19 protein-coding genes and 1 pseudogene are annotated in these 18,710 nt (G+C 56.6%); 9 read left to right on the top strand and 11 right to left on the bottom strand.

The annotated features are described in order from the left end of the window. Positions 1–44 precede the first annotated feature (44 nt). Positions 45–314 (bottom strand): hypothetical protein, encoded by a 270-nt coding sequence (locus NA78x_RS11925; RefSeq protein ID WP_425618675.1) that lies wholly within the window; start codon positions 312–314, stop codon positions 45–47. A 759-nt stretch (positions 315–1,073) separates the two neighbouring features. Between NA78x_RS11925 and aspS the strand changes: the two genes are divergently transcribed. The 7 genes from aspS (at position 1,074) to NA78x_RS11960 (ending at position 7,862) form a co-directional block, all read left to right on the top strand. Then, complete coding sequence (gene aspS / locus NA78x_RS11930) at positions 1,074–2,849, top strand: aspartate--tRNA ligase (protein ID WP_425618676.1); 1,776 nt, start codon at positions 1,074–1,076, stop codon at positions 2,847–2,849. A gap of 508 nt (positions 2,850–3,357) precedes the next feature. Next, positions 3,358–4,086 (top strand): Uma2 family endonuclease, encoded by a 729-nt coding sequence (locus tag NA78x_RS11935; protein ID WP_425618677.1) that lies wholly within the window; start codon positions 3,358–3,360, stop codon positions 4,084–4,086. Positions 4,087–4,201: 115 nt separating this feature from the next. After that, on the top strand, positions 4,202–4,651 hold the full coding sequence (locus NA78x_RS11940) for a GNAT family N-acetyltransferase (RefSeq protein ID WP_425618678.1): 450 nt from the start codon (positions 4,202–4,204) through the stop codon (positions 4,649–4,651). Positions 4,652–4,708: 57 nt separating this feature from the next. Beyond that, complete coding sequence (locus tag NA78x_RS11945; RefSeq protein WP_425618679.1) at positions 4,709–4,996, top strand: hypothetical protein; 288 nt, start codon at positions 4,709–4,711, stop codon at positions 4,994–4,996. A 3-nt stretch (positions 4,997–4,999) separates the two neighbouring features. Continuing rightward, entirely contained in the window at positions 5,000–5,200 is a 201-nt protein-coding gene (locus NA78x_RS11950) for a hypothetical protein (protein ID WP_425618680.1), read from the top strand. Positions 5,201–5,247: 47 nt separating this feature from the next. Continuing rightward, on the top strand, positions 5,248–6,624 hold the full coding sequence (locus tag NA78x_RS11955) for a sulfatase family protein (RefSeq protein WP_425618681.1): 1,377 nt from the start codon (positions 5,248–5,250) through the stop codon (positions 6,622–6,624). A 188-nt stretch (positions 6,625–6,812) separates the two neighbouring features. Next, a complete protein-coding gene (locus NA78x_RS11960) occupies positions 6,813–7,862 on the top strand; it encodes a linear amide C-N hydrolase (RefSeq protein WP_425618682.1) in 1,050 nt (349 codons plus the stop codon). 46 nt (positions 7,863–7,908) lie between these two features. Here NA78x_RS11960 and NA78x_RS11965 read toward each other — a convergent pair whose 3' ends face one another. From NA78x_RS11965 to NA78x_RS12005, 9 genes and pseudogenes are all read right to left on the bottom strand, one after another. Further along, positions 7,909–9,135, bottom strand: a complete 1,227-nt coding sequence (locus NA78x_RS11965; protein ID WP_425618683.1) for a hypothetical protein — start codon at positions 9,133–9,135, stop codon at positions 7,909–7,911. Positions 9,136–9,307: 172 nt separating this feature from the next. Next, positions 9,308–9,883: a Uma2 family endonuclease gene (locus tag NA78x_RS11970; protein ID WP_425618684.1), complete on the bottom strand. Its 576-nt coding sequence runs from the start codon at positions 9,881–9,883 to the stop codon at positions 9,308–9,310. Between the two features lie 71 nt (positions 9,884–9,954). Continuing rightward, entirely contained in the window at positions 9,955–10,491 is a 537-nt protein-coding gene (locus tag NA78x_RS11975) for a hypothetical protein (protein WP_425618685.1), read from the bottom strand. A 264-nt stretch (positions 10,492–10,755) separates the two neighbouring features. Continuing rightward, entirely contained in the window at positions 10,756–11,556 is an 801-nt protein-coding gene (trpA, locus tag NA78x_RS11980; RefSeq protein WP_425618686.1) for a tryptophan synthase subunit alpha, read from the bottom strand. Positions 11,557–11,818: 262 nt separating this feature from the next. Continuing rightward, entirely contained in the window at positions 11,819–12,043 is a 225-nt protein-coding gene (locus NA78x_RS11985) for a hypothetical protein (RefSeq protein ID WP_425618687.1), read from the bottom strand. 428 nt (positions 12,044–12,471) lie between these two features. Then, a complete protein-coding gene (locus tag NA78x_RS11990) occupies positions 12,472–12,627 on the bottom strand; it encodes an SMI1/KNR4 family protein (RefSeq protein WP_425618688.1) in 156 nt (51 codons plus the stop codon). Between the two features lie 4 nt (positions 12,628–12,631). Further along, complete coding sequence (trpB, locus tag NA78x_RS11995; protein WP_425618689.1) at positions 12,632–13,834, bottom strand: tryptophan synthase subunit beta; 1,203 nt, start codon at positions 13,832–13,834, stop codon at positions 12,632–12,634. A 122-nt stretch (positions 13,835–13,956) separates the two neighbouring features. Continuing rightward, positions 13,957–14,175, bottom strand: a complete 219-nt coding sequence (locus NA78x_RS12000; RefSeq protein WP_425619501.1) for a hypothetical protein — start codon at positions 14,173–14,175, stop codon at positions 13,957–13,959. Positions 14,176–14,187: 12 nt separating this feature from the next. After that, a pseudogene (locus NA78x_RS12005) lies at positions 14,188–14,370 on the bottom strand (HNH endonuclease); the annotation flags it as partial. Positions 14,371–14,888: 518 nt separating this feature from the next. Here NA78x_RS12005 and NA78x_RS12010 point away from each other — a divergent pair. Continuing rightward, entirely contained in the window at positions 14,889–15,737 is an 849-nt protein-coding gene (locus NA78x_RS12010) for an Fpg/Nei family DNA glycosylase (protein ID WP_425618690.1), read from the top strand. Between the two features lie 3 nt (positions 15,738–15,740). On the opposite strand, the gene NA78x_RS12015 is transcribed toward NA78x_RS12010, so the two are convergent. After that, a complete protein-coding gene (locus NA78x_RS12015; protein ID WP_425618691.1) occupies positions 15,741–17,072 on the bottom strand; it encodes a hypothetical protein in 1,332 nt (443 codons plus the stop codon). Positions 17,073–17,519: 447 nt separating this feature from the next. On the opposite strand from NA78x_RS12015, the gene NA78x_RS12020 reads away from it, so the two are divergent. Beyond that, positions 17,520–18,506: a hypothetical protein gene (locus NA78x_RS12020; RefSeq protein ID WP_425618692.1), complete on the top strand. Its 987-nt coding sequence runs from the start codon at positions 17,520–17,522 to the stop codon at positions 18,504–18,506. Positions 18,507–18,710: the final 204 nt, after the last annotated feature.

An 18,710-nucleotide genomic window follows, 5' to 3' on the forward strand; every position in this document is an offset into this window, starting at 1 on the left:
GGAGTAGAGGCCTCCAACAAGCATGGAGGGCACTTTCGCAGAAATCAGAGCATCGACGACGCTTCGGACGTAGGGATAGTAGTCCATGCTTGTGGTTCGATCGATTTCAAGAGGTCCAGTTGATTCATCAGGCGGCGATTTATCTGCTCTTCGTCATCGTTCGGAAATCTCATTCGCAGTCCCGCTCTGGCCATCTCACAGGCATTGGAAAAGAGCTCTAGTCCTCCCAATAGCTTCTCTTCCATGGGCGTTCGGCGAGCGCGTTCGATGCGCTCGCGGTAGATATCGTCGATGAGTTCCTGCGTGGGCTTCATAGGTGCAATTCTTATCGGGCCGCGATGAGCGTACAAGCTCATCCTAGCAATCCTTCCTGACACTCTGCCGAAACGTCCAAGAACCCAGGCGGTTTTTGTACAGGTGCGTCCTTTTGTTTGTTGCTGGAAGTCGCTGCAGCCAATTCACTTGCATTCTCTCGCGAACTTTCTTGATGCACCCCTTTTGTCCACAAACCTCCCAAGTTGATGGACAAGTCTTTGAATCAAACCGCGCATCGCCGAGAACGACGCAACTCCGCCGCAGATTACTGCCGTATCTCGGACCACCAAGCTGTGAGAGAGCGTTCCGGCATTATCGAATGGTGGTGAGTTACTGTCAATTGTCTAGCGTGTTAATTTTCATGAATTGTTAATGATGTCTAGTCTGGCGGGTCACATGGGCCCGATTTGGCCGGGATCGGCACTCCCCTCTGATACCTGCAGCAAGGTTTGGGTCCAACGCTCGCGCATTACCGGGTGGCAATCAGCAGAACTTGGCTGAAAGTTCGGTCGTTAATTCTAAGTGCTGTTTCTTCAATGGTTTGCGATACGGCGGATCACGCCGGGATCCGACAGCGTGGCAGTTCTTTCTCGCCGTCCTCCGAACCTTTGCGCCAGTCGCCGCAACAACTACACTGGCGGATTCGATTTGCAGCGACCACTGGATCGCGTAACCGAAGATCACAGCCGGCAGCCGCACGGAACGTAACTAGCTGCCGCCAACCATATTTCGCTTCGTTCACTGACGGGGAGGTTCCTTTGCTGCGGACACATACTTGCGGGCAATTGCGGGCAGAACACGTAGGACAGCAAGTCACGCTGTGCGGCTGGGTCGACACCGCCCGCGACCACGGCGGCACTCTCTTCATCGACTTGCGCGACCGCTACGGCAAGACCCAGGTCGTCTTCGCCCCCGAAGGTGGTGCGGCTCAGCTCGAAGACTCTCGCAAGATTCGCGGCGAAGACGTCATTAAAGTCGTCGGCACGGTGGCCAAGCGGCCCGAAGGGACAATCAATCAGAAGATCGGTACCGGCGAAATTGAGATTCGGGTCACCTCGCTCGAATTGCTAAACAAGTCGAACAACGCGCCGTTCAATCCCACTCAGGCTGATCTGCCCGGCGAAGACCTGCGGCTGAAGTATCGCTATCTCGATCTGCGCCGGCCTGAGATGCAACGCACGCTCAAGCTGCGGAACGACATCATTCTCGAGATGCGAAACTACTTCGCCGACAACGACTTCCTCGATGTCGAAACGCCCATCCTCGGTCGCAGCACTCCTGAAGGCGCTCGCGACTATCTGGTGCCGAGCCGTGTGCATAACGGGCAGTTCTACGCGCTGCCACAGTCGCCGCAGCTCTACAAGCAAATCCTGATGGTCGCCGGCTACGACCGCTACGTGCAGGTCGCTCGCTGCTTCCGCGACGAAGACCTGCGCGCCGATCGTCAGCCCGAGTTCACGCAACTCGACCTGGAAATGTCCTTCGTCACCCATCACGACGTCATCAACATGATCGACGGCCTGATGAAACGAATGGCCAAAAAATTTCTGAACATGGACCTGCAGTTGCCACTGCCGCATATGACCTGGGACGAAGCCATGGAGCGGTTCGGCCACGATGCGCCTGACTTGCGCTATGGCTGTGAGCTGATCGACTGCACTGATCTGGCCGCCAAGGTCGACTTCCGCGTCTTCAAGGAAACGGCTGAAGGTGGCAAGAAGGTCCGCGGCATCAACGCTCCGGGTGGAGCCGCGTTCTACTCGCGCAAGCTCATCGACGAACTCACCGAATTCGTCAAGCAGTTCGAAGCAAAGGGACTCGCCTGGTTCCGTGTCGAGCCAGACGGCAAGCTCTGGTCGCCGATCAGTAAGAACTTCACCGACGAGCAACTGGCTGGCTTTGCCGAGCGGATGCAAGCCAAGCCGGGCGACTTACTGCTATTCGTTGCCGACACCTGGGCCATCAGCTGTAAGGCACTGCATAACCTGCGGAAGAAAGTCGGCGTCGATCTCAAGCTGTACGACCCAAAGAGCTACAGCTTTTCGTGGATCGTCGAGTTCCCGATGTTCGAATACGACGCGGAAGAGAAGCGGTGGAACAGCATGCACCATCCGTTCACCGCGCCGCGCCCGCAAGACATTCCGATGTTGGAAACTGATCCTGGCAAGGCCCGCGCGGTAGCCTACGACCTGGTCATCAACGGCAGCGAAGCAGGCGGCGGCACGATCCGTATTCACGATAGCGCCACGCAGAGCAAAGTCTTCGGTCTGCTGGGTATCGATGCCGAGACGGCCAAGAACCGATTTGGCTTCTTGCTCGACGCCCTGCAAATGGGCGCGCCTCCGCACGGCGGCATCGCCCTCGGCATCGACCGCGTCGTCATGCTCTTCGGCCAACTCGACAGCATCCGCGAAGTGATCGCCTTCCCCAAAACCCAGAAGGCCACCGACCTCATGACCGAAGCGCCGAACCAGGTGGATATGAAGCAACTGCGCGAATTGGGGATTCGTATCGCGACGAGCGAGACGAAGTAGAGCAACAACGAAACCGTTGAAGGCAAGTCGACTATGCAACCATTCCCCAACAGTCAGCGTTTTGCAAAATCGATACTATTTACCTATTTGCTGGCACCGCCAATCTGCGTTCTTTTGGGGCTTACACTCGCGGTCGTAAACCTCAAAGAGATAGATCGGTATTTTGAGGTGTCCACGAACGAGGGCGCGAGCGGATTTTTTTTCTTCCTTAACGTTCTTCCAGTAACTGCAATTGTTTCGTTTTTCATGGGACTAAGTATCGGTGTTTTCAATCACTGGCGTTGCAACTTCCTGTTGAAAAACTTGCCCGAGCACCGGCTTAGGTGATTTCGGGCAGGCTATTGTTTGCAGAACTGGCTGAAGAATTGCGTGAGCAATGCAGTTTTGATTCGTTGCTCTCGTTCCAAGCAGTCTCACTTCGCTTCGCTTTGCTCATTTGCGTTTTCGAAGTGCGTGCCTTAGCGTAAAATGGAGTGAGGACCACACTGCTTAAAATGGGTTGTTCACTATGTCGACAGTTTCTTCCAACTCGACGGCACCGACCGAGGTGCCATTCTTTGATCGCGTACCGCCGCTGCAATCTGGCGATCGGCTGACTCGCGACGAGTTTGAACGTCGTTATCGCGCTACTCCCAGGAAAATCAAAGCGGAACTCGTAGAAGGGATTGTCTACGTCATGGGGCCCCCCGTTTCTGCCGAAGGACATTCGCGTCCTCACTCACGCTTCATCACTTGGTTGGGAACTTATGAAGCGTATACGCCAGGAGTCGCGGTAGGCGACAATGGAACCGTACGCCTCGATGCCGAGAATGAGCCGCAGCCCGACGCCTCACTCCGAATTCTTCCCAAGCATGGCGGGCAGTCGCGCACGAGCCACGACGATTATATCGAAGGGGCCCCCGAACTAGTTGCTGAGATTGCGGCGTCCAGCGTCAGCTACGATCTGAATGAAAAGCTGGAGGCGTATCGCCGCAATAGCGTGCGAGAATACATCGTGTGGCGAGTGTGGGACCGCGCAATCGACTGGTTCAAGCTTCACGAAGGGCAATTCGTTCGGCAAGCACCCGATGAAGGCGGCGTTTATCGCAGCAGCGTGTTTCCTGGTCTTTGGCTCAGCGGGGGCGCGTTACTTACCGGCGATCAGGCAGGCGTGCTTGCGATCCTCCAACAGGGCCTTGCTTCGCCAGAGCATCAGCAATTCGTGGAGCGACTCGCCCAGCAAGCTCGCGTGCAGTGAACTTTCGCGACTTGACTGCTTTATCGCCCTGCGAAATTCCGTGAACCGAGAATGCCCACTGAGTGTCGGGCATTCTTAGTTGGAAATGGATCTATTTCACGGAGTATTGCCGAGGATGAGAATTACCCAAGGTGGCTGGGAACTGCTCGATCGCGTCGAGCCGCTGTGGAATCAGCAGCGAGACTTTCACTTCAACCTTGCGCCGCAGTGGAAGCAGGGAATGACGTGGGCCTTTGCCGATCGTCGCCGGACGTTGATCGCCAAAGGCGTTGCTGGGCACGTCATCGCCGTGGCAAGTATCAACAGCCAAGACGTTGGGTACGGCATCAGCACCGTCATGGCTGAGGGCCGCGCAGAACTCGATTCACTATTCGTCGCTCCTCAGTTTCGTAGCCAGGGAATCGGTGATGCCCTCTTGCAAGTCACGCTCGGGTGGTTTGCCGAGCGAGCGATTGACGATGTCGCCATTGAACTGCTTGCCTGCAACAAAGGTGCCCTGCGGTTCTATGCCAGGTACGGCTATCAGCCACGTTCGATCGTGATGAAGCGGCCACTGCAACAATAGCCAGCGCGACCAGGCTAAAATCGACGGCCTCGATTTATCTTTTGTGAGGTAATGCCCATGTCGAACGAACTGCCGACTCTCGTTTCCAAGAGCCTGCGAACTTTGCTCACAGAAACGCTGCTGCGGGCGGATAAGAATTATGCGTACGTTATCAATCAGGGTGAACGGGGCTTAGTCGATACGCTGAAGTCGCTGTCGGCAAGTCAAGTATCGAAGCCGCCGCGTGCAGGTGGCAAACCGATTGTCTCGCATGCCAATCACGTGCTGTACGGTTTGGACTTGATCAATCGGGCGATGCACGGCGACCAAACTGCGTTCGCCCAAGCCGACTGGACGGTGGCTTAGAAGTTGGAACACGTCACGGACGCCGAATGGGCTGAGTTGCTTCCTAAGCTCGAGAAAACAGTGCATGAAGTTATCGAAGTGGTTGCCAACAATCAGCAGTGGGACGAGATCATCTTTACTGGCTGCTACGCGAGCGCTGCGCACGCCGCTTATCACCTGGGCGCGATTCGCCAGATGCTGCACGACTTGGATTGCAACGCCTGATATCTTAGCTTTTGCTCGACTTGATGCTTGAATTCAGGAGACCGTCGATGAAGCTTCGCATTGCTATGTCCACGCTGCTGATTGTTGCAACTGCCTTCATTGCACTCGGTAGTTCAGCTGCCGCTGATAAGCCTCACATCGTCCTCTTTCTCGCCGACGATTTGAGCTGGTCCGATTGTTCGCTGCATGGCGGGCCGCAGGGCCTGACGCCTAACATGGCGAGGCTGGCGAAGGAGGGGATGACCTTCACCCATGCATTTGTAGCGTCGCCCAGTTGCGCGCCGAGTCGCGCGGCACTGCTGACCGGGCTCGACCCAATGCGGAATGGCGCAATGCTGAATCACGCGCGGCCCAATCCTACGATCAAGCGCTGGCCAGCCTACTTTAAGAAACTGGGGTACGAGACGGCAGCGATCGGCAAGACCGCCCACTATGCACAGGCCACGGAGTATGGCTTCGATCACGTGAGTCACTTCAAATACCACCAAGACGATTGCATCGATGCCACCGTTGATTGGCTGGAGAAGCGAAAGTCGGACAAGCCACTCTGCCTGATAGTCGGTACCAACTGGCCGCACGTCCCCTGGCCGAAAGACGAAGCGGTGGACGCGTCGCTCGTCACGCTGCCACCAACGCAAGTCGACACTCCTGCAACGCGCAAAGCCCGCAGCAATTATGCCGCTGCAGTCGGACGAGCCGATCGTGATCTCGGGCGAGTGTACGATGCGGCGAGAAAGGCTCTCGGCGACAACGTCCTGTTTCTGTTCACGGCCGACCACGGTTCGCAGTTCCCGTTTGGCAAATGGAACTGCTACGACGAAGGAGTTCGCTCGCCGCTGGTGGCCGTTTGGCCGGGAAAGATCAAACCGGGCACTACCTGCGATGCACTGGTAAGTTGGATCGATTTGCTGCCCACGTGTCTCGAAGTGGCCGGCGAAAAATCGCACGCAGACCTCAGCGGTCATTCTTTGCTGCCGTTGCTGCGTGGTGAGAAGGGGGCAGATCGCGAGTACATCTTTTTCACCCACAGCGCCGATGGCGAGATGAATCGCTACCCCATCCGCGCCGTTCGCGATCATCAGTGGAAATACATCCGCAATCTCGATCCCGCTGGTGAGCATCATTCGCATGTTGATCGCGGCAAGAATGCAGTCGCCGATGGTCGCAACTACTTTGACTCGTGGGTCGAGAAAGCCAAAACCGATCCTGCTGCTGCAGCCATCGTTCGCCGTTATCACACTCGCCCAGCAGAAGAACTGTACGACCTGACGGCTGATCCTTGGGAACTCAACAACCTGGCTGCCGATACCAAGCACAGCGACAAATTGAAATCGCTTGGCACGGCGCTAGATGCGTGGATGAAAGAGCAAGGTGACGATGGCTTGGCGACCGAGCGAAAGCTGCATGAAAAGGGGCAGCCATGAGAACTGAGTCGAGTAATTTCGCGACTGCGTCATTCGAATCGTCACCGTCGGATCAAGTGCGAGCGATTGCCCGCACCATCGGCATTTTTGCGGATCTTACCCGTCGCAATGTAGCTCGGCTTGAGCAATCGTGGCGTAAAATTGGTCGTCATCGAAGCCTACCTCTGCTATTTCGCTCGAAAGCACCCATGAACCGTAGTCGCATTGTGAGCCTGGCTGTCGTCGCCTTGGTTGCCTCCCTGCTGATTGTCACGCCAGGATACACCTGTTCGCGAATCCTCTGGAATCGCAACAAGCTGGCAGTCGTGGTGGGGCGGACCATGGACTGGCCGGAATCGACGCTGCCGATGCTCACCGTGTTTCCGCGGGGGCTTGAGCGGAACGGCGGTCGCGTCGGCACCGAACCTATCGTGAAAGAAAACCCGGCCACGTGGACGTCGAAGTATGGGAGCCTGGTGACGACGATCTATGGAATTGGCGCTGCCGACGGATTTAATGAAAAGGGGCTCGGCGTTCACATGTTGTACCTGAATGCCTGCGACTTCGGCCCTCGCGACAGCAAGCGACCCGCGGTTCACGCCGGATTGTGGGGACAGTACCTGCTCGACAACGCGGCCAATGTGACCGAGGCGTTGAAGTTACTTGAAGGAATTCAGGTGGTGATGGCGGAAGCTCATGGACACAAGGCGAACGTACATTTGGCAATTGAAGATGCGAGCGGTGATTCCGCGATTATCGAATACATCGGTGGCAAGCCGGTGATTCACCACGGGCGCGAGTTCACGCTGATGACCAACGATCCTACGTACGACGAGCAACTCGCTTTGCTGAAGAAGCAAGATTTTTCCAAGCCGAGCAGCACCATGCCGCTGCCGGGCAACGTGAATCCCACCGACCGCTTTCAGCGTGCTGCGTACTACTCTGCGATGTTGCCGGAGCCGAAGAACGAGCGCGAAGCGATTGCAAGTGTCCTGGCGATTGCCCGTAATGTGTCCGTGCCCTTTGGCGCGCCGTACAAGGGCTTTGGTATTTACAACACGGAGTATCGCACCGTCAGCAACCTCACCGATCGACGATACTATTTCGAATTGACTACCAGTCCGAATGTGATCTGGGCAGATCTAGGTAAGTTCGATCTCGCGCCAGGCGCGTCCGTAATGGTGCTTAACCCGGATAGCATCGAGTTGTCTGGCGATGTGTCGGAGAAGTTTCAGAAAGTCGAGAAAGCGCCGTTCTAGGTGCGTGGCACAGTCGCTTTCCTAACCTCGTTCAGGGCAGATCGTCCTAGCGGTTCCACATCAGACCGATGATCGGTCCGTGGTAGACAACTTCGCCGCGGTCGTCGAGTTGTGCAGGACCATTTCGAAGCACGACATTGTCTCGCTGAATGTTGTCTGCCGAGAGTGCGATGCCGTTGAGGAACACGGCCTGGTAGCCGAGTCGCAATACCAAGCCCGGGCGGAACTGAATGTTATAGACCGCAGCAATATCGCCCATCCACGAAGTCCGCTGTTGATCGCGTGACGAAGGGAAGTTGGTGATGACAGGGCCGGCGGTCGTGGTGGTGTAGAGCGTATCCTGGCTCGCGTTGTTGGCGAACATCGCAGCCTTCGCATCGAACTCCAGCCAGACATGCGAGCTTTGCAGCCACGCAATCTGGAAGCCAAGCTGACCGCCCCACATATCGTTGTTGGTGATGACCGACAAATCGGCGTCGCCAGCAGTTGTGGGAGGGTCCGATTCGGCCCGGAAGATCAAGCTCTCGCGGGCGCTGACGTGACGAGCACCCAAAGTGAGCGAAACATCGAACGGACCCGGCGGGACATCGAGCCAGTAGCGAATGTTAATTTCCTGGCTGTTGAAGGCAGAGAATTGAGTGAGCGAGACCAGGTTGTTGCCATCCAGGCCTGCGACATCGGCGAAGTTCGAGAGGATCGTGGTCAAGTTACCCACGCCAGCCTGCCCATTGATATCTTGGTTGCGAACGGCAGCGCTATCAGACCAAGAGTACGTGCCGAAGTAAGTTCCTTCCACGCGAACACAGGGCGAGTAGACGTAGCCAATGGTGGTGCGGGCCCCCGAGTCGAATTCAAAGCCGATATCGCCCGTGCTTAGAGCCGTAGCTCCGTTCGCCCCGATGCGGGCAATCTCGACATTGTGATTGGGGTCGTAGGTGAGGGGCGCGAAATCGGCGATGGCATAAATTCCGTTCGGACGATGGGCCACGAAATCGGAAACGCAGGAATTGCTCGGCGGAGGACAGGCGTTTTGATTGCCATCAATGCAGGTTTGGCAGTCACCTTGCGCATAGCCGACGAAGGGATCGAATTGCCAGACGAGGGGATGGGGTCGACAGTTTGACCAGCGTGCCCAGTTGGGAAAATCGAAGTAGGGCTGAGCGATGGGACGCCCTTCGTACTGGGCGGATGCGGTTGAGCTGGCGACCAACGGCAACACAATAGCTGCCAGGCCTAAGATCAATCGCAAGGCGAAAGGACGATTTGCAAGCATGATGGCGATTCCGCTACGTTCGTTATCTGCGGCACGATCGGCACAGACGATACCCACACAATTGGTTCGACCATCACACACGGAATCCACAGCAACATTGCTACCTGAGGCAGAGTCCGCCAGGGTTCGCCATCTTCCGCGGGCCAGTTGCTAGCGAAGATATCGCCCGCGACTATTCGGGGACGAATGAGATGCGAGCGAAGATGTCGGCGAGCGGCAGCGAGATGCTTAGTGCAGGAAGTTCGATCCGCTGCTCCAAGCCGCTAATAATCTGCCGATCAAAGCCCGTTTCTGAGCGACGGTAGACAACAACCACCGGGCTATCTTGTTCAACGACCAAGAAGTACTGCAGCGAAGGAATGGTTAGATAGGCGTCACGTTTTTCGCCATCATCAATCCGCCGAGTCGAAGGTGATAGCACTTCAGCAACGAGGACCGGATGATCTTGAAACAATTCGTGTCCAGGGTTCTGTTCACAGATTACGGACGCATCGGGATAGTAGAAGCGAATATCTCGCTTGTCCCGAATGCGGATTCTGACGTCAGAAGCAAATGCTTCACAATGCCTGTCGCCAAGAGCATTAAAAAGCGTTGCGAGGATATTTCGCGCGATCTTCGCGTGATTGTTTGTCCCGCCCGTCATCGCATGAATGGTGCCCGCGACGTATTCTCGCTTCACAGAAGAATCGATCTCGCTAGCGAGATAATCTTCCGGGGAAACGAGCGCGAGTTTGAGTGCTGCTGTCATTTCCATAGCTTAAACCGACAGGCAGAAGCCGCCAACTCGGTGCCTCTTCCTTTCTGCATTCTGCCTTTCCTCTACTCTGTCAGCAGGATCCGCCCTTCTGCGTCGTCGCGGCGTTCCCACTCCCGACGAACTTCGCCGAGGCCGAAAGCGCACATTTCAAAGCGGTCACTCAGCTGCTGCAGCACCAGATCGGGAGTGTCTTCGCTGCGATCGGTCTTGATCGTACTGGCGATGTAATAGGCCTTTTTGCCTTGCGAGCAGTAGTCAACAAAGAAGTCCTTCTTTTGTGTCGAGCGAAGTTCTCGTAGCGACTCCGGATAGACGCCGGTCCAGAAGAGCGTGACGTCGCCAATGTGGCGATGAACTTCGCGCTTCGCGAGCCCGATTCGATTCTCAGCTTCGCTGAGCATGTCCACCACTTCGACGGCCGGGCGACCAGCGAGATTGCGAACACGGTGCATCGTTTCGGTGCGAATGAAGCGCAGCAGCATCTGGCTGATGTAGTCGATCAGCGGCGGGTCGACGACGCCGAGTTGCGTCTGAAAGATCGACTCGCAGAGTCCAGAGAAATAGCGTGAGACCGTTGAAGGGCGAGCGAAGTCCGTCATATTGAAACACCTTTCCCGCAGAGTGCATCGCCCAAGCGGTTGCTGGGACGGCCACTCGCGTGGCGGAAAGGTGGAACGATCGCCCGGTTTCGTTCCAGACGCCACGTGGGGGTCGTCGGTAGCCGCTCAGGCAGCTGATGAAACCTATCTTCCTAACTCTACTTTCGGCACTTCAGAAAGGTCAAGCTCGATTTATTTAGCTTGCGCTAGGCGATTTTCAGAAATGCCGTCGCCCCAGATGCTTGCAAGCGATGTGCCAGGGCTCTAACCGAGTGCGGCGAGCAAGGTAGACACGTACTCGCCCACTTCCTTCAAAACGTCGGCGCGCGGCCGAGTCGCAGCCTCGGCCACACGGCGAACGATGGCCGAGCCCACGATGAGGCCGTCGGATACCGGGGCAAGGAGCTTGACGTGCTCGGGTTGACTGATGCCGAAGCCAATGCAAATCGGCAGCTTGGTTTGCGACTTGAGCCAACCCACGTTCTCGACCAAGTCGGGCGGCAGCTGGGTTCGTTCCCCCGTAATGCCCGCAATCGAGACGTAATAGAGGAATCCCGTGCTCGAGTTCGCTATGCGCAAAGCGCGTTCGCGGGGTGTGGTGGGAGTGACCAGTTCGATCAAGTTGAAGCCAGCGGCGTTACAGATGGCGGAGAACTTGTCAGCTTCCTCGACGAGCAAATCCGGAACGATAGCCCCGCAGACACCGGCCGCCTTGGCATCGGCGACGAACTTCTCCAGCCCATAACGGTGAATGATCGCAAAGCTGACCATTGTGACGATGGGCATCTTCACTTCGGCAGAGACCTTGGTGAGCATCGCCAGGATCTGCTGCACCTTGATCTTGTGCGCCAGAGCACGCGTGTACGAAGCCTGAATCACCGGGCCGTCTGCAATCGGGTCGCTATACGGGATGCCCACTTCGCACATCGTGCAGCCGCGGCGATCGAGCTCGCGAATCACGTCAGCCGTAAACTGCAGGTCTGGATCGCCAGCTGTCACGAACGGCATGAGCGCCTTCTGGCCGGAAATGCGAAGCTGAGCGAAGAGATCGTCGATTTTGGTCATGAAAAACAATGAATTCTTGTGCAGAGTAATACTGGCTCAGTTTTGAGCCTGATGACCACGCTCGTGGAGTTCTCGAATAAACGTGCGAGCTGCTTCGTGCGTTTCTTTATCTTCCAGATTCCAAACACCTTCTGAATTCATGCGGTCCGCCATCGTAGCTAGATTCGCCAGCGTCTGTCGATCAAACTCAAGCGGGTGTGTGCATTTGAATCCAAAGCTATCTTCCAGGGATGTCAAATTCTATTGAATTCTCGCCGCGACGTTAGGCCACGTCTGATCGTTCCAACTCAGCATGTTGCTTTAGCAAAAACTGGGCAGCCGTTAGAGCGTCTTCATCTTCGAGATCCCAGATGGCGCCAGGCTCGGCGCGTCCTAAGGTCGTTGCGAGGTTGGCGATGGTCTGTCCCATTCGCCATTCGGGACGAATTGAGCTGAGCTGAATCAGCGCGGCAATCAGTTCCAGCCGAGTCTGCTTTTCTTCGCTCATAGGGTATCTCCTAGTTTCGGGAAATGCCCGACAGCCGCCAGTAGCTGTCCCGTGACAATCACCCTGATTTTCATTCCCGGAAGGTACTTTGCGACACGCGTCGCCCTCGTAACTCCATCATACAACACGAGCTCGCCATCGGTACCACGTTTCACTTCTGGAGGCGGCATCCCGGATGTCGAGAGGCCGAATCGCTGGAACTGGCGAGCTAGTTTAGCCGGATCCGCACCGACAATTCGGCTACCCATCAGGCGCAGCTGCGTGGGGTCGACGTCAATGTACTCTCCGTGAGCCATGGTTCGACAGATCTCGCCTATTCACGGTAGTCCGTCAGTTTGTAAATATTCATTCCGTCAGACTCGCGACAAACTTGTCGAAGTCTGACTCTACGAGGAACGTGTTCTCATTTGAGCCCTTGGACCAGAAACCTATACGTTCCCAAAACCAAACCTGCCCGGCACCCCGCCGTTCGTCGTCAGCAGAAACCGGCGGTACAGCGCCGGCAACCGCAACCCGGCCTTTTGTTCAAAGGCTGCGATGGCTTCCGGCGTGGTCGCAGGCCAGAGTTGTTTGAACGTCGTCATTTTGCTAACCCCGTAACCGCGCAATTTCCGCAGCGTCTTTATCACCGCGGCCAGAGAGGCAGACGACGAGCGTTTGGTCGGGCTTCATCGTGGCGGCATGCTTCATGGCGAAGGCGATGGCGTGCGAACTTTCGAGCGCCGGGAGAATTCCTTCGCATTGGGCGAGAGCATCGAAGCCGCGGAGGGCGTCGTCGTCTTCACAGGCGGTGTAGGTGACCCGCCCTGCATCTTTCCAGTAGCTGTGCTCGGGACCGACGCCGGGGTAATCGAGACCGGCCGAGATCGAGTGCACATCGCAGGTCTGGCCGTCTTCGTCCTGCATCACATAACTAAAGCTGCCGTGCAGAACACCAGGCGTGCCGTAACTAAGCGGCGACGCATGGTCGCCAGGACGCGAACTGCGACCGCCGGCCTCGACACCAATTAGCTTGACGCTCGCGTCTCCAACGAACGGATAGAACATACCCGCCGCATTGCTGCCGCCGCCCACACAGGCGACGACACAGTCGGGCAAGCGATCGAAGCGCTCAAGCGATTGCGCACGTGTCTCGCGACCAATGACCGACTGAAAGTCGCGCACGATGCGAGGGAACGGATGCGGGCCGACAACCGAGCCCAGAATGTAATGCGTCGTATCGACCGAAGACATCCAGTCTCGCATCGCTTCGTTAATCGCATCGCGAAGCGTCCGTGAGCCACTCGTCACCGGGCGAACTTCCGCGCCCAGCAACTTCATGCTGTTTACATTGGGAGCCTGGCGGCGAATATCTTCTTCGCCCATGTACACCACGCACGGGATTCCGAAGTGCGCACAAGCCGTCGCGGTGGCGACGCCGTGTTGCCCGGCACCAGTCTCGGCAATCACGCGTTTCTTTTTCATCCGAATCGTGAGCAGTGCCTGGCCCAGCGTGTTGTTGATTTTGTGCGCACCCGTGTGATTCAAGTCTTCGCGTTTGAGCCAAATCTGGGCACCCTTGCAGCGTTCCGTCAGTCGCTTGGCGAAGTAGAGAGGCGAAGGCCGGCCGACGAAGTTCTTGAACAGGTCATCTAATTCGGCCTGAAACGCTGGATCTTGCTGAGCCTTAGCGTATTCGGCCGTCAGCTCATCGAGCGCGCGGGTAAGCGTCTCTGGCACATAGCGGCCACCGAACGAGCCAAAGCGGCCTGCGGCATCGGGAACGGACTGCAAGGAAGGAACTGTGCTCATGAGGTGGACTGCGGATGGCGTGGCATTGGCAAACAAACAATTGTCGTTACCAGCCAGCGAGGTGACAAGATGAGGGATAGGAGGAGGCGGGGCGAAGAACGGAGAATCTGCGGAATGAACGGTCAAATGGTTGGTGGGTGCTCGCCCATCTCGACCCACATTCGCCGCACGCGAACGAGTTGCGGGCGGTTCATTCGCAGCAATTCGATGGTTGCTCGACCACAGGCGGTGACTGCGACAATTTCTGTAAAGTCGGCGTTCCAAGCAAAGTGATCTTCCCAACGGTCAAGCTGAGGATGAAATAGCTTTACCTCGGCACTGCTCTGAGGATCACTTCTCAATAAACGATCGGCCTTGTAGCGATTGCAGGTCGGACAAGCGAGGCAGAGGTTCGCGAATTCAGTTGGTCCGCCCAATGAGCGCGGTTGGATATGCTCAGTTTCAAAGATCGAAACGGTCAAGGCTTCCGCCGATCGGCAATAGGCGCAGCAGCTACCGAAGTGTTCTCGAACTAGCCTGCGTAAATCTGCCGGCACATATCCGCTCAAGATTAACGTGCCCCGGTTGCTTGTTGATGGAGCGTGAAGCGAGCTCGTGTTTTGAGAATATTGAGCTGATCAACTCTGGCCAGCAAAGAGTCGAGCTCAACTGATTCTTCAGACGACAGCTGCGCGTTGCCATTGCGACTCAACAAGTCGTTCAGTCGACCTTGAGCGCTCGGCGCGAGTAAGGCATCGGCCAATGCCATCAGTTCGGCGTCACTTAGTCCGGTCAACCTTTCACTTGAATCAACCATTCGGCGCATGCTCCCGACAAATGTTTTGCGAGTACTCTTCCATCATACGATTCGAGGCGAGCTGTTCCAAGTTGAATGCCAAGGGTCGGAGGTCGGAAAAGTTTTCTCTGGATTTCATTCTGCGTTCTGCATTCCAACTTCTGCATTTTCTCGTCCGACCTCTGACTCCCGACTTCTGACCTCCCAGATCGGACGCAAATTGCCACAAACGGGTAGAATGAAGAAAACACGCAACCATTATCACCAGTGCCACCAAAAATGCCCGAATTGCCTGAAGTCGAAACTATGCGCCGCGGGATCTTGGGGATCATAGGGGCCAAGGTTCGCGGTGCTACCCCCCTACCCTGCCCTCGTAAGCCAATCCGGATTGAACCGGCGGCCGATGCATTAGCGGAGGCGATTCAGGGGAAAAAGGTTCAGGCCATCGATCGGCTCGGAAAGCGCGTTGTCGTGCGATTGACCGGTGATCTGTCTTTGGTGTTCGAACCACGGATGACCGGGTTGGTGCTGGTGGCCGATCCTCCTTCGCAAGAGCATCTGCGATTTCGTCTTGATCTGACGGGTTGTCCAATTCGCTCGGTGTACTACTGGGATCGACGCGGGCTGGGGAGCGTACGACTCGTCAGCAATGAGAAACTGGCTGCGGAACTGATTGGCAATAAGCTGGGCCCCGATGCGCTGGTGATCTCGCCGGAGGAACTTCAAGAACGGCTGGGGAGCAGTCAGCGCGCCATTAAAGTTGCGTTGCTGGATCAAAAAGCGGTTGCCGGTGTTGGTAATCTCTATGCGTCCGAGATTTTGCATCTCGCCGGTGTTCATCCAGGCAAGCCGTGCCGAAAATTGAAAGCTGGTGAGTGGCACGAGATTCATCGACGACTGCTAGAGGTGCTTCTTCTCGCCATCGAGCACGAAGGCTCGACGCTCTCTGACGGAACCTATCGCAACGCGCTTAACAAGGCGGGCGGTTATCAAAACCAGCACCGCGTGTACGATCGTGAGGGGGAAGCCTGCGTGCAATGTGCGTCGCAGGTCATCGTCCGCATCGTCCAAGCTCAACGAGCAACCTTCTACTGCCCGAGCTGCCAGACGCTGCGAAAGAATCGGTAGCCTCTACGCCTTGAGGGCCGCGGGCATGTTGTCGTGGCCAAAGCCTTCCGTGCCGGGCTTGCCTTTGCGAGCTTCCATTTCTTTCAGTTTCTTTTTGTTGACGGTCAGAATGCCGGGATAGTTCTGCAACGCGGGAATCCAGAAGCGATGCTCCTGGATCAACCGGCGAGCTTGTTCTTTGATCGGCTCGTGATGTTGTTTCACGGCCCGTTCGACCTCACCGCGCCAGCCTTGGACAAAGAAGCGGTCGAAGACGGTATTCGTCAGCACACTCGTGGGCGCACAGCAAACGAGATAGGCACCGAGGATCGGACTTTCCACGAAGAGTTGCGAGTCTAAATTGCCGCCCGCGCGCATCATCTCGTTGGCTTTGCGTCGCTCCATCACATCGTTGACCAGATCGCCCAGAAAGATGCCGAACTTGGCCAGGCTGGCTCCCAGACCAATGGCGGCGGTGGTGGCGGTGCCAAAGTCAGCGGCCACGCCGGCGAGTTTCATCGTAAACTCGCCCATGCCCAGGCTCATCTTCATTCCGTTGATCATCGCTTCCTTTTCGATGATGTTGATGATGCCCTGCATGGCTTTTTGCGGAGCATCCACGGCCAGGCTTCGCTCCATATGCTTGCGCGTATTGTACGAACGATACGTGTCACGCCCCAACTTGCACGCATCGAGGAGAGCACCGCCGCCAGCGGCAACCACGCCCAAATAAGGCGTCATGGCGACGCCTAGTTCTTTCATGAACGTCGGCAGGTGAGAAGCGAGGGCGGTCGTGACGTCGAGCAAGTACTCGGCCGGAACCATGCTCTTCACGAAGAAATCGGCGCCAGCGCCGGGGCTAGCGCCACTACGAGGAGCAAGGCCCGCAATTCCATTGCGAATGCCGCCATGGGTGACTCCGTTCAGGTCGTTGGTCACGCTGGCTGTATTCTTGAAGGCGGTAAACCGACTCACTTTCAACTTGGCCAGAATTCCAGGTCGCCAATCGAGTTGCTTGCCGGCGAACAAATCGGTCGTGAACACGCGCGATTCATCGCGGAGAGCCGAGACCGCAACCATGTCCTCCCCGCTTTTGCGGCCGGGGACTTCCATTAACTCGGTGTACAGTTTTTCGACGAATCCCGTCTTGTTGCGGCCGCTTGTCCGCCAGTTGGACCCTTCCTTGTGAATCCATTCCTCCATGGCGGCTCGTAGAGCATTGAGATTACGCTGGTTCGTGTGTTTGGCGTACCAGAGCAGAGCTTCGTCGATGGCCTTCAGTTCCGAACTGCGAATCGAGAAGATTCCTTTGTCGGTTTCCTTCATCCACTGGTAATGGCTGATCGTGATTGGCATGGCAGGTGTCCCTCTGTTTCAGCATTTTGCGAAGGAGAATGCGAGTGGATGATCGCTCGGCAAAGAATCCGCAGATTCACTACAGCCGTACCCCCTCCGGTATGCCCAGATTGGGGAAGCAACGAAACCATAGCTTTCTTGGCGGATCGCGGCTTCCGGCGGTGGTGGGGCACCGGTTGTGACATCTATGCGCGATGCAGCGAGCAGAGCGAACATGACGGTGCGCATTTCAGAAGTTGAAAATTTGTACGACGAAAGCGTGACTTGCGTTTGAGACGGCAATTTGCCGAGCGAATGAGGTTTTGTCACCAAAGCCTGGCTGCGATCGCATCAGAAATTTGCTTATCGTCGATGTGCTGGCATTGGGCCGATAGCGTCCACAGGCTTCCATAAAAATCTTCGCCGGTTTACCCGTCGTTCCAGATTTTCCCGGTCAAGGATCCGACTATGTCTCGCGTTTGGAAATGGAGTTTCTTTGTTGTCTGTCTCGTCGTGACGACAGGCGCGGTACACGGACAGGAACTTCTCCCCTTGGCAGGGACCGAAGTCGCTCCGTACTTCGAAGTACCCCCGGCCGAAGAGTGTTGCGAGTGCTACGAAAAGTGTCCGTTGCTCGGCTTCATTCAAGCGACCGATACACGCTGGTCCGGCTTCATTAGCCCGATGACCAATCCGGTGTTTTTTGAAGATCCTCGCACACTCAGCGAGGTGCGCTTCATTTTCATCCAACACAACTTGCCAGCGCTGGCCGGCGGAGCGATTCCCGGTAGCGATTTGCAAGTGTTGGCCATGCAGGCGCGGGTGGCACTCAGCGACGATTTGTCGTTCATTGCCACCAAGGATGGCTTCATCTGGGCCAGCCCCAATGCTCCGCTCGATGATGGTTGGGCCGACGTGGCCGTGGGCTTGAAGTACAACCTGTGGAAAGACGTCGAGTGTCTGCAGATTCTGAGCATCGGTGGGACGTTCGAACTGCCCGTGGGTAGTCCGCAGGCGCTGCAGGGTAACGGCTCGGGAGAATTCAACCTGTTCGCCTCGTACGGCAGTCTGCTGTGGGATTGTTGCAGCCACTTTCTGACGACGGCTGGCTTTCGCCTGCCCGCCGATCGCCAAACCGAGAACCAGGTCTTTTACTGGTCGGCCCACGTCGACCGTCAGATCGCGGGAACGTGCCTGTACGGCTTTGTCGAAGGAAACTGGTTCCACTGGATGAGCAACGGTGCCAACGCGGGCCTGAACGGCATCCAGGGTGGAGACTTCTTCAACTTCGGCTCCACGGGTGTCGCCGGGAGCGACATCGTTACGGGTGCCTTCGGCCTCAAGTACAAACCTTCACTGCTGCAGGAAGTTGGCATCGCCTGGGAACTGCCCGTGACCAACACCCGCGGCGTGCTCGACAATCGCCTGACGCTGGATTACATCTTGCGGTATTAGGAAACGCCGTTCCCCGCCCAATCGACATAAGCCTTCATTCCGGCCGACTCACTGGGGAAACTTTGTTCACAGGCTACCGAGGTTTGTGAACGCGACCTGTGATATCTCTCGGCTGCGGCGCGCCTGAGTGTTCACAAACCCTGCCGGTTTGTGAACACCCACCCTTTTCGTTCGTTTGGACTTACGTCGACTCCTGGCTTGGCA

The sequence above is a fragment of the Anatilimnocola aquadivae genome (genome assembly GCF_049819085.1).
Classification (GTDB): domain Bacteria; phylum Planctomycetota; class Planctomycetia; order Pirellulales; family Pirellulaceae; genus Anatilimnocola.

Coding starts and splice junctions, on each gene's coding strand:
- NA78x_RS11925 (WP_425618675.1), bottom strand. CDS start 314: ATGAAGCCCACGCAGGAACTCATCGACGATATCTACCGCGAGCGCATC.
- NA78x_RS11935 (WP_425618677.1), top strand. CDS start 3,358: ATGTCGACAGTTTCTTCCAACTCGACGGCACCGACCGAGGTGCCATTC.
- NA78x_RS11940 (WP_425618678.1), top strand. CDS start 4,202: ATGAGAATTACCCAAGGTGGCTGGGAACTGCTCGATCGCGTCGAGCCG.
- NA78x_RS11945 (WP_425618679.1), top strand. CDS start 4,709: ATGTCGAACGAACTGCCGACTCTCGTTTCCAAGAGCCTGCGAACTTTG.
- NA78x_RS11955 (WP_425618681.1), top strand. CDS start 5,248: ATGAAGCTTCGCATTGCTATGTCCACGCTGCTGATTGTTGCAACTGCC.
- NA78x_RS11960 (WP_425618682.1), top strand. CDS start 6,813: ATGAACCGTAGTCGCATTGTGAGCCTGGCTGTCGTCGCCTTGGTTGCC.
- NA78x_RS11965 (WP_425618683.1), bottom strand. CDS start 9,135: ATGCTTGCAAATCGTCCTTTCGCCTTGCGATTGATCTTAGGCCTGGCA.
- NA78x_RS11970 (WP_425618684.1), bottom strand. CDS start 9,883: ATGACAGCAGCACTCAAACTCGCGCTCGTTTCCCCGGAAGATTATCTC.
- NA78x_RS11975 (WP_425618685.1), bottom strand. CDS start 10,491: ATGACGGACTTCGCTCGCCCTTCAACGGTCTCACGCTATTTCTCTGGA.
- trpA (WP_425618686.1), bottom strand. CDS start 11,556: ATGACCAAAATCGACGATCTCTTCGCTCAGCTTCGCATTTCCGGCCAG.
- NA78x_RS11985 (WP_425618687.1), bottom strand. CDS start 12,043: ATGAGCGAAGAAAAGCAGACTCGGCTGGAACTGATTGCCGCGCTGATT.
- NA78x_RS11990 (WP_425618688.1), bottom strand. CDS start 12,627: ATGACGACGTTCAAACAACTCTGGCCTGCGACCACGCCGGAAGCCATC.
- trpB (WP_425618689.1), bottom strand. CDS start 13,834: ATGAGCACAGTTCCTTCCTTGCAGTCCGTTCCCGATGCCGCAGGCCGC.
- NA78x_RS12010 (WP_425618690.1), top strand. CDS start 14,889: ATGCCCGAATTGCCTGAAGTCGAAACTATGCGCCGCGGGATCTTGGGG.
- NA78x_RS12015 (WP_425618691.1), bottom strand. CDS start 17,072: ATGCCAATCACGATCAGCCATTACCAGTGGATGAAGGAAACCGACAAA.
- NA78x_RS12020 (WP_425618692.1), top strand. CDS start 17,520: ATGTCTCGCGTTTGGAAATGGAGTTTCTTTGTTGTCTGTCTCGTCGTG.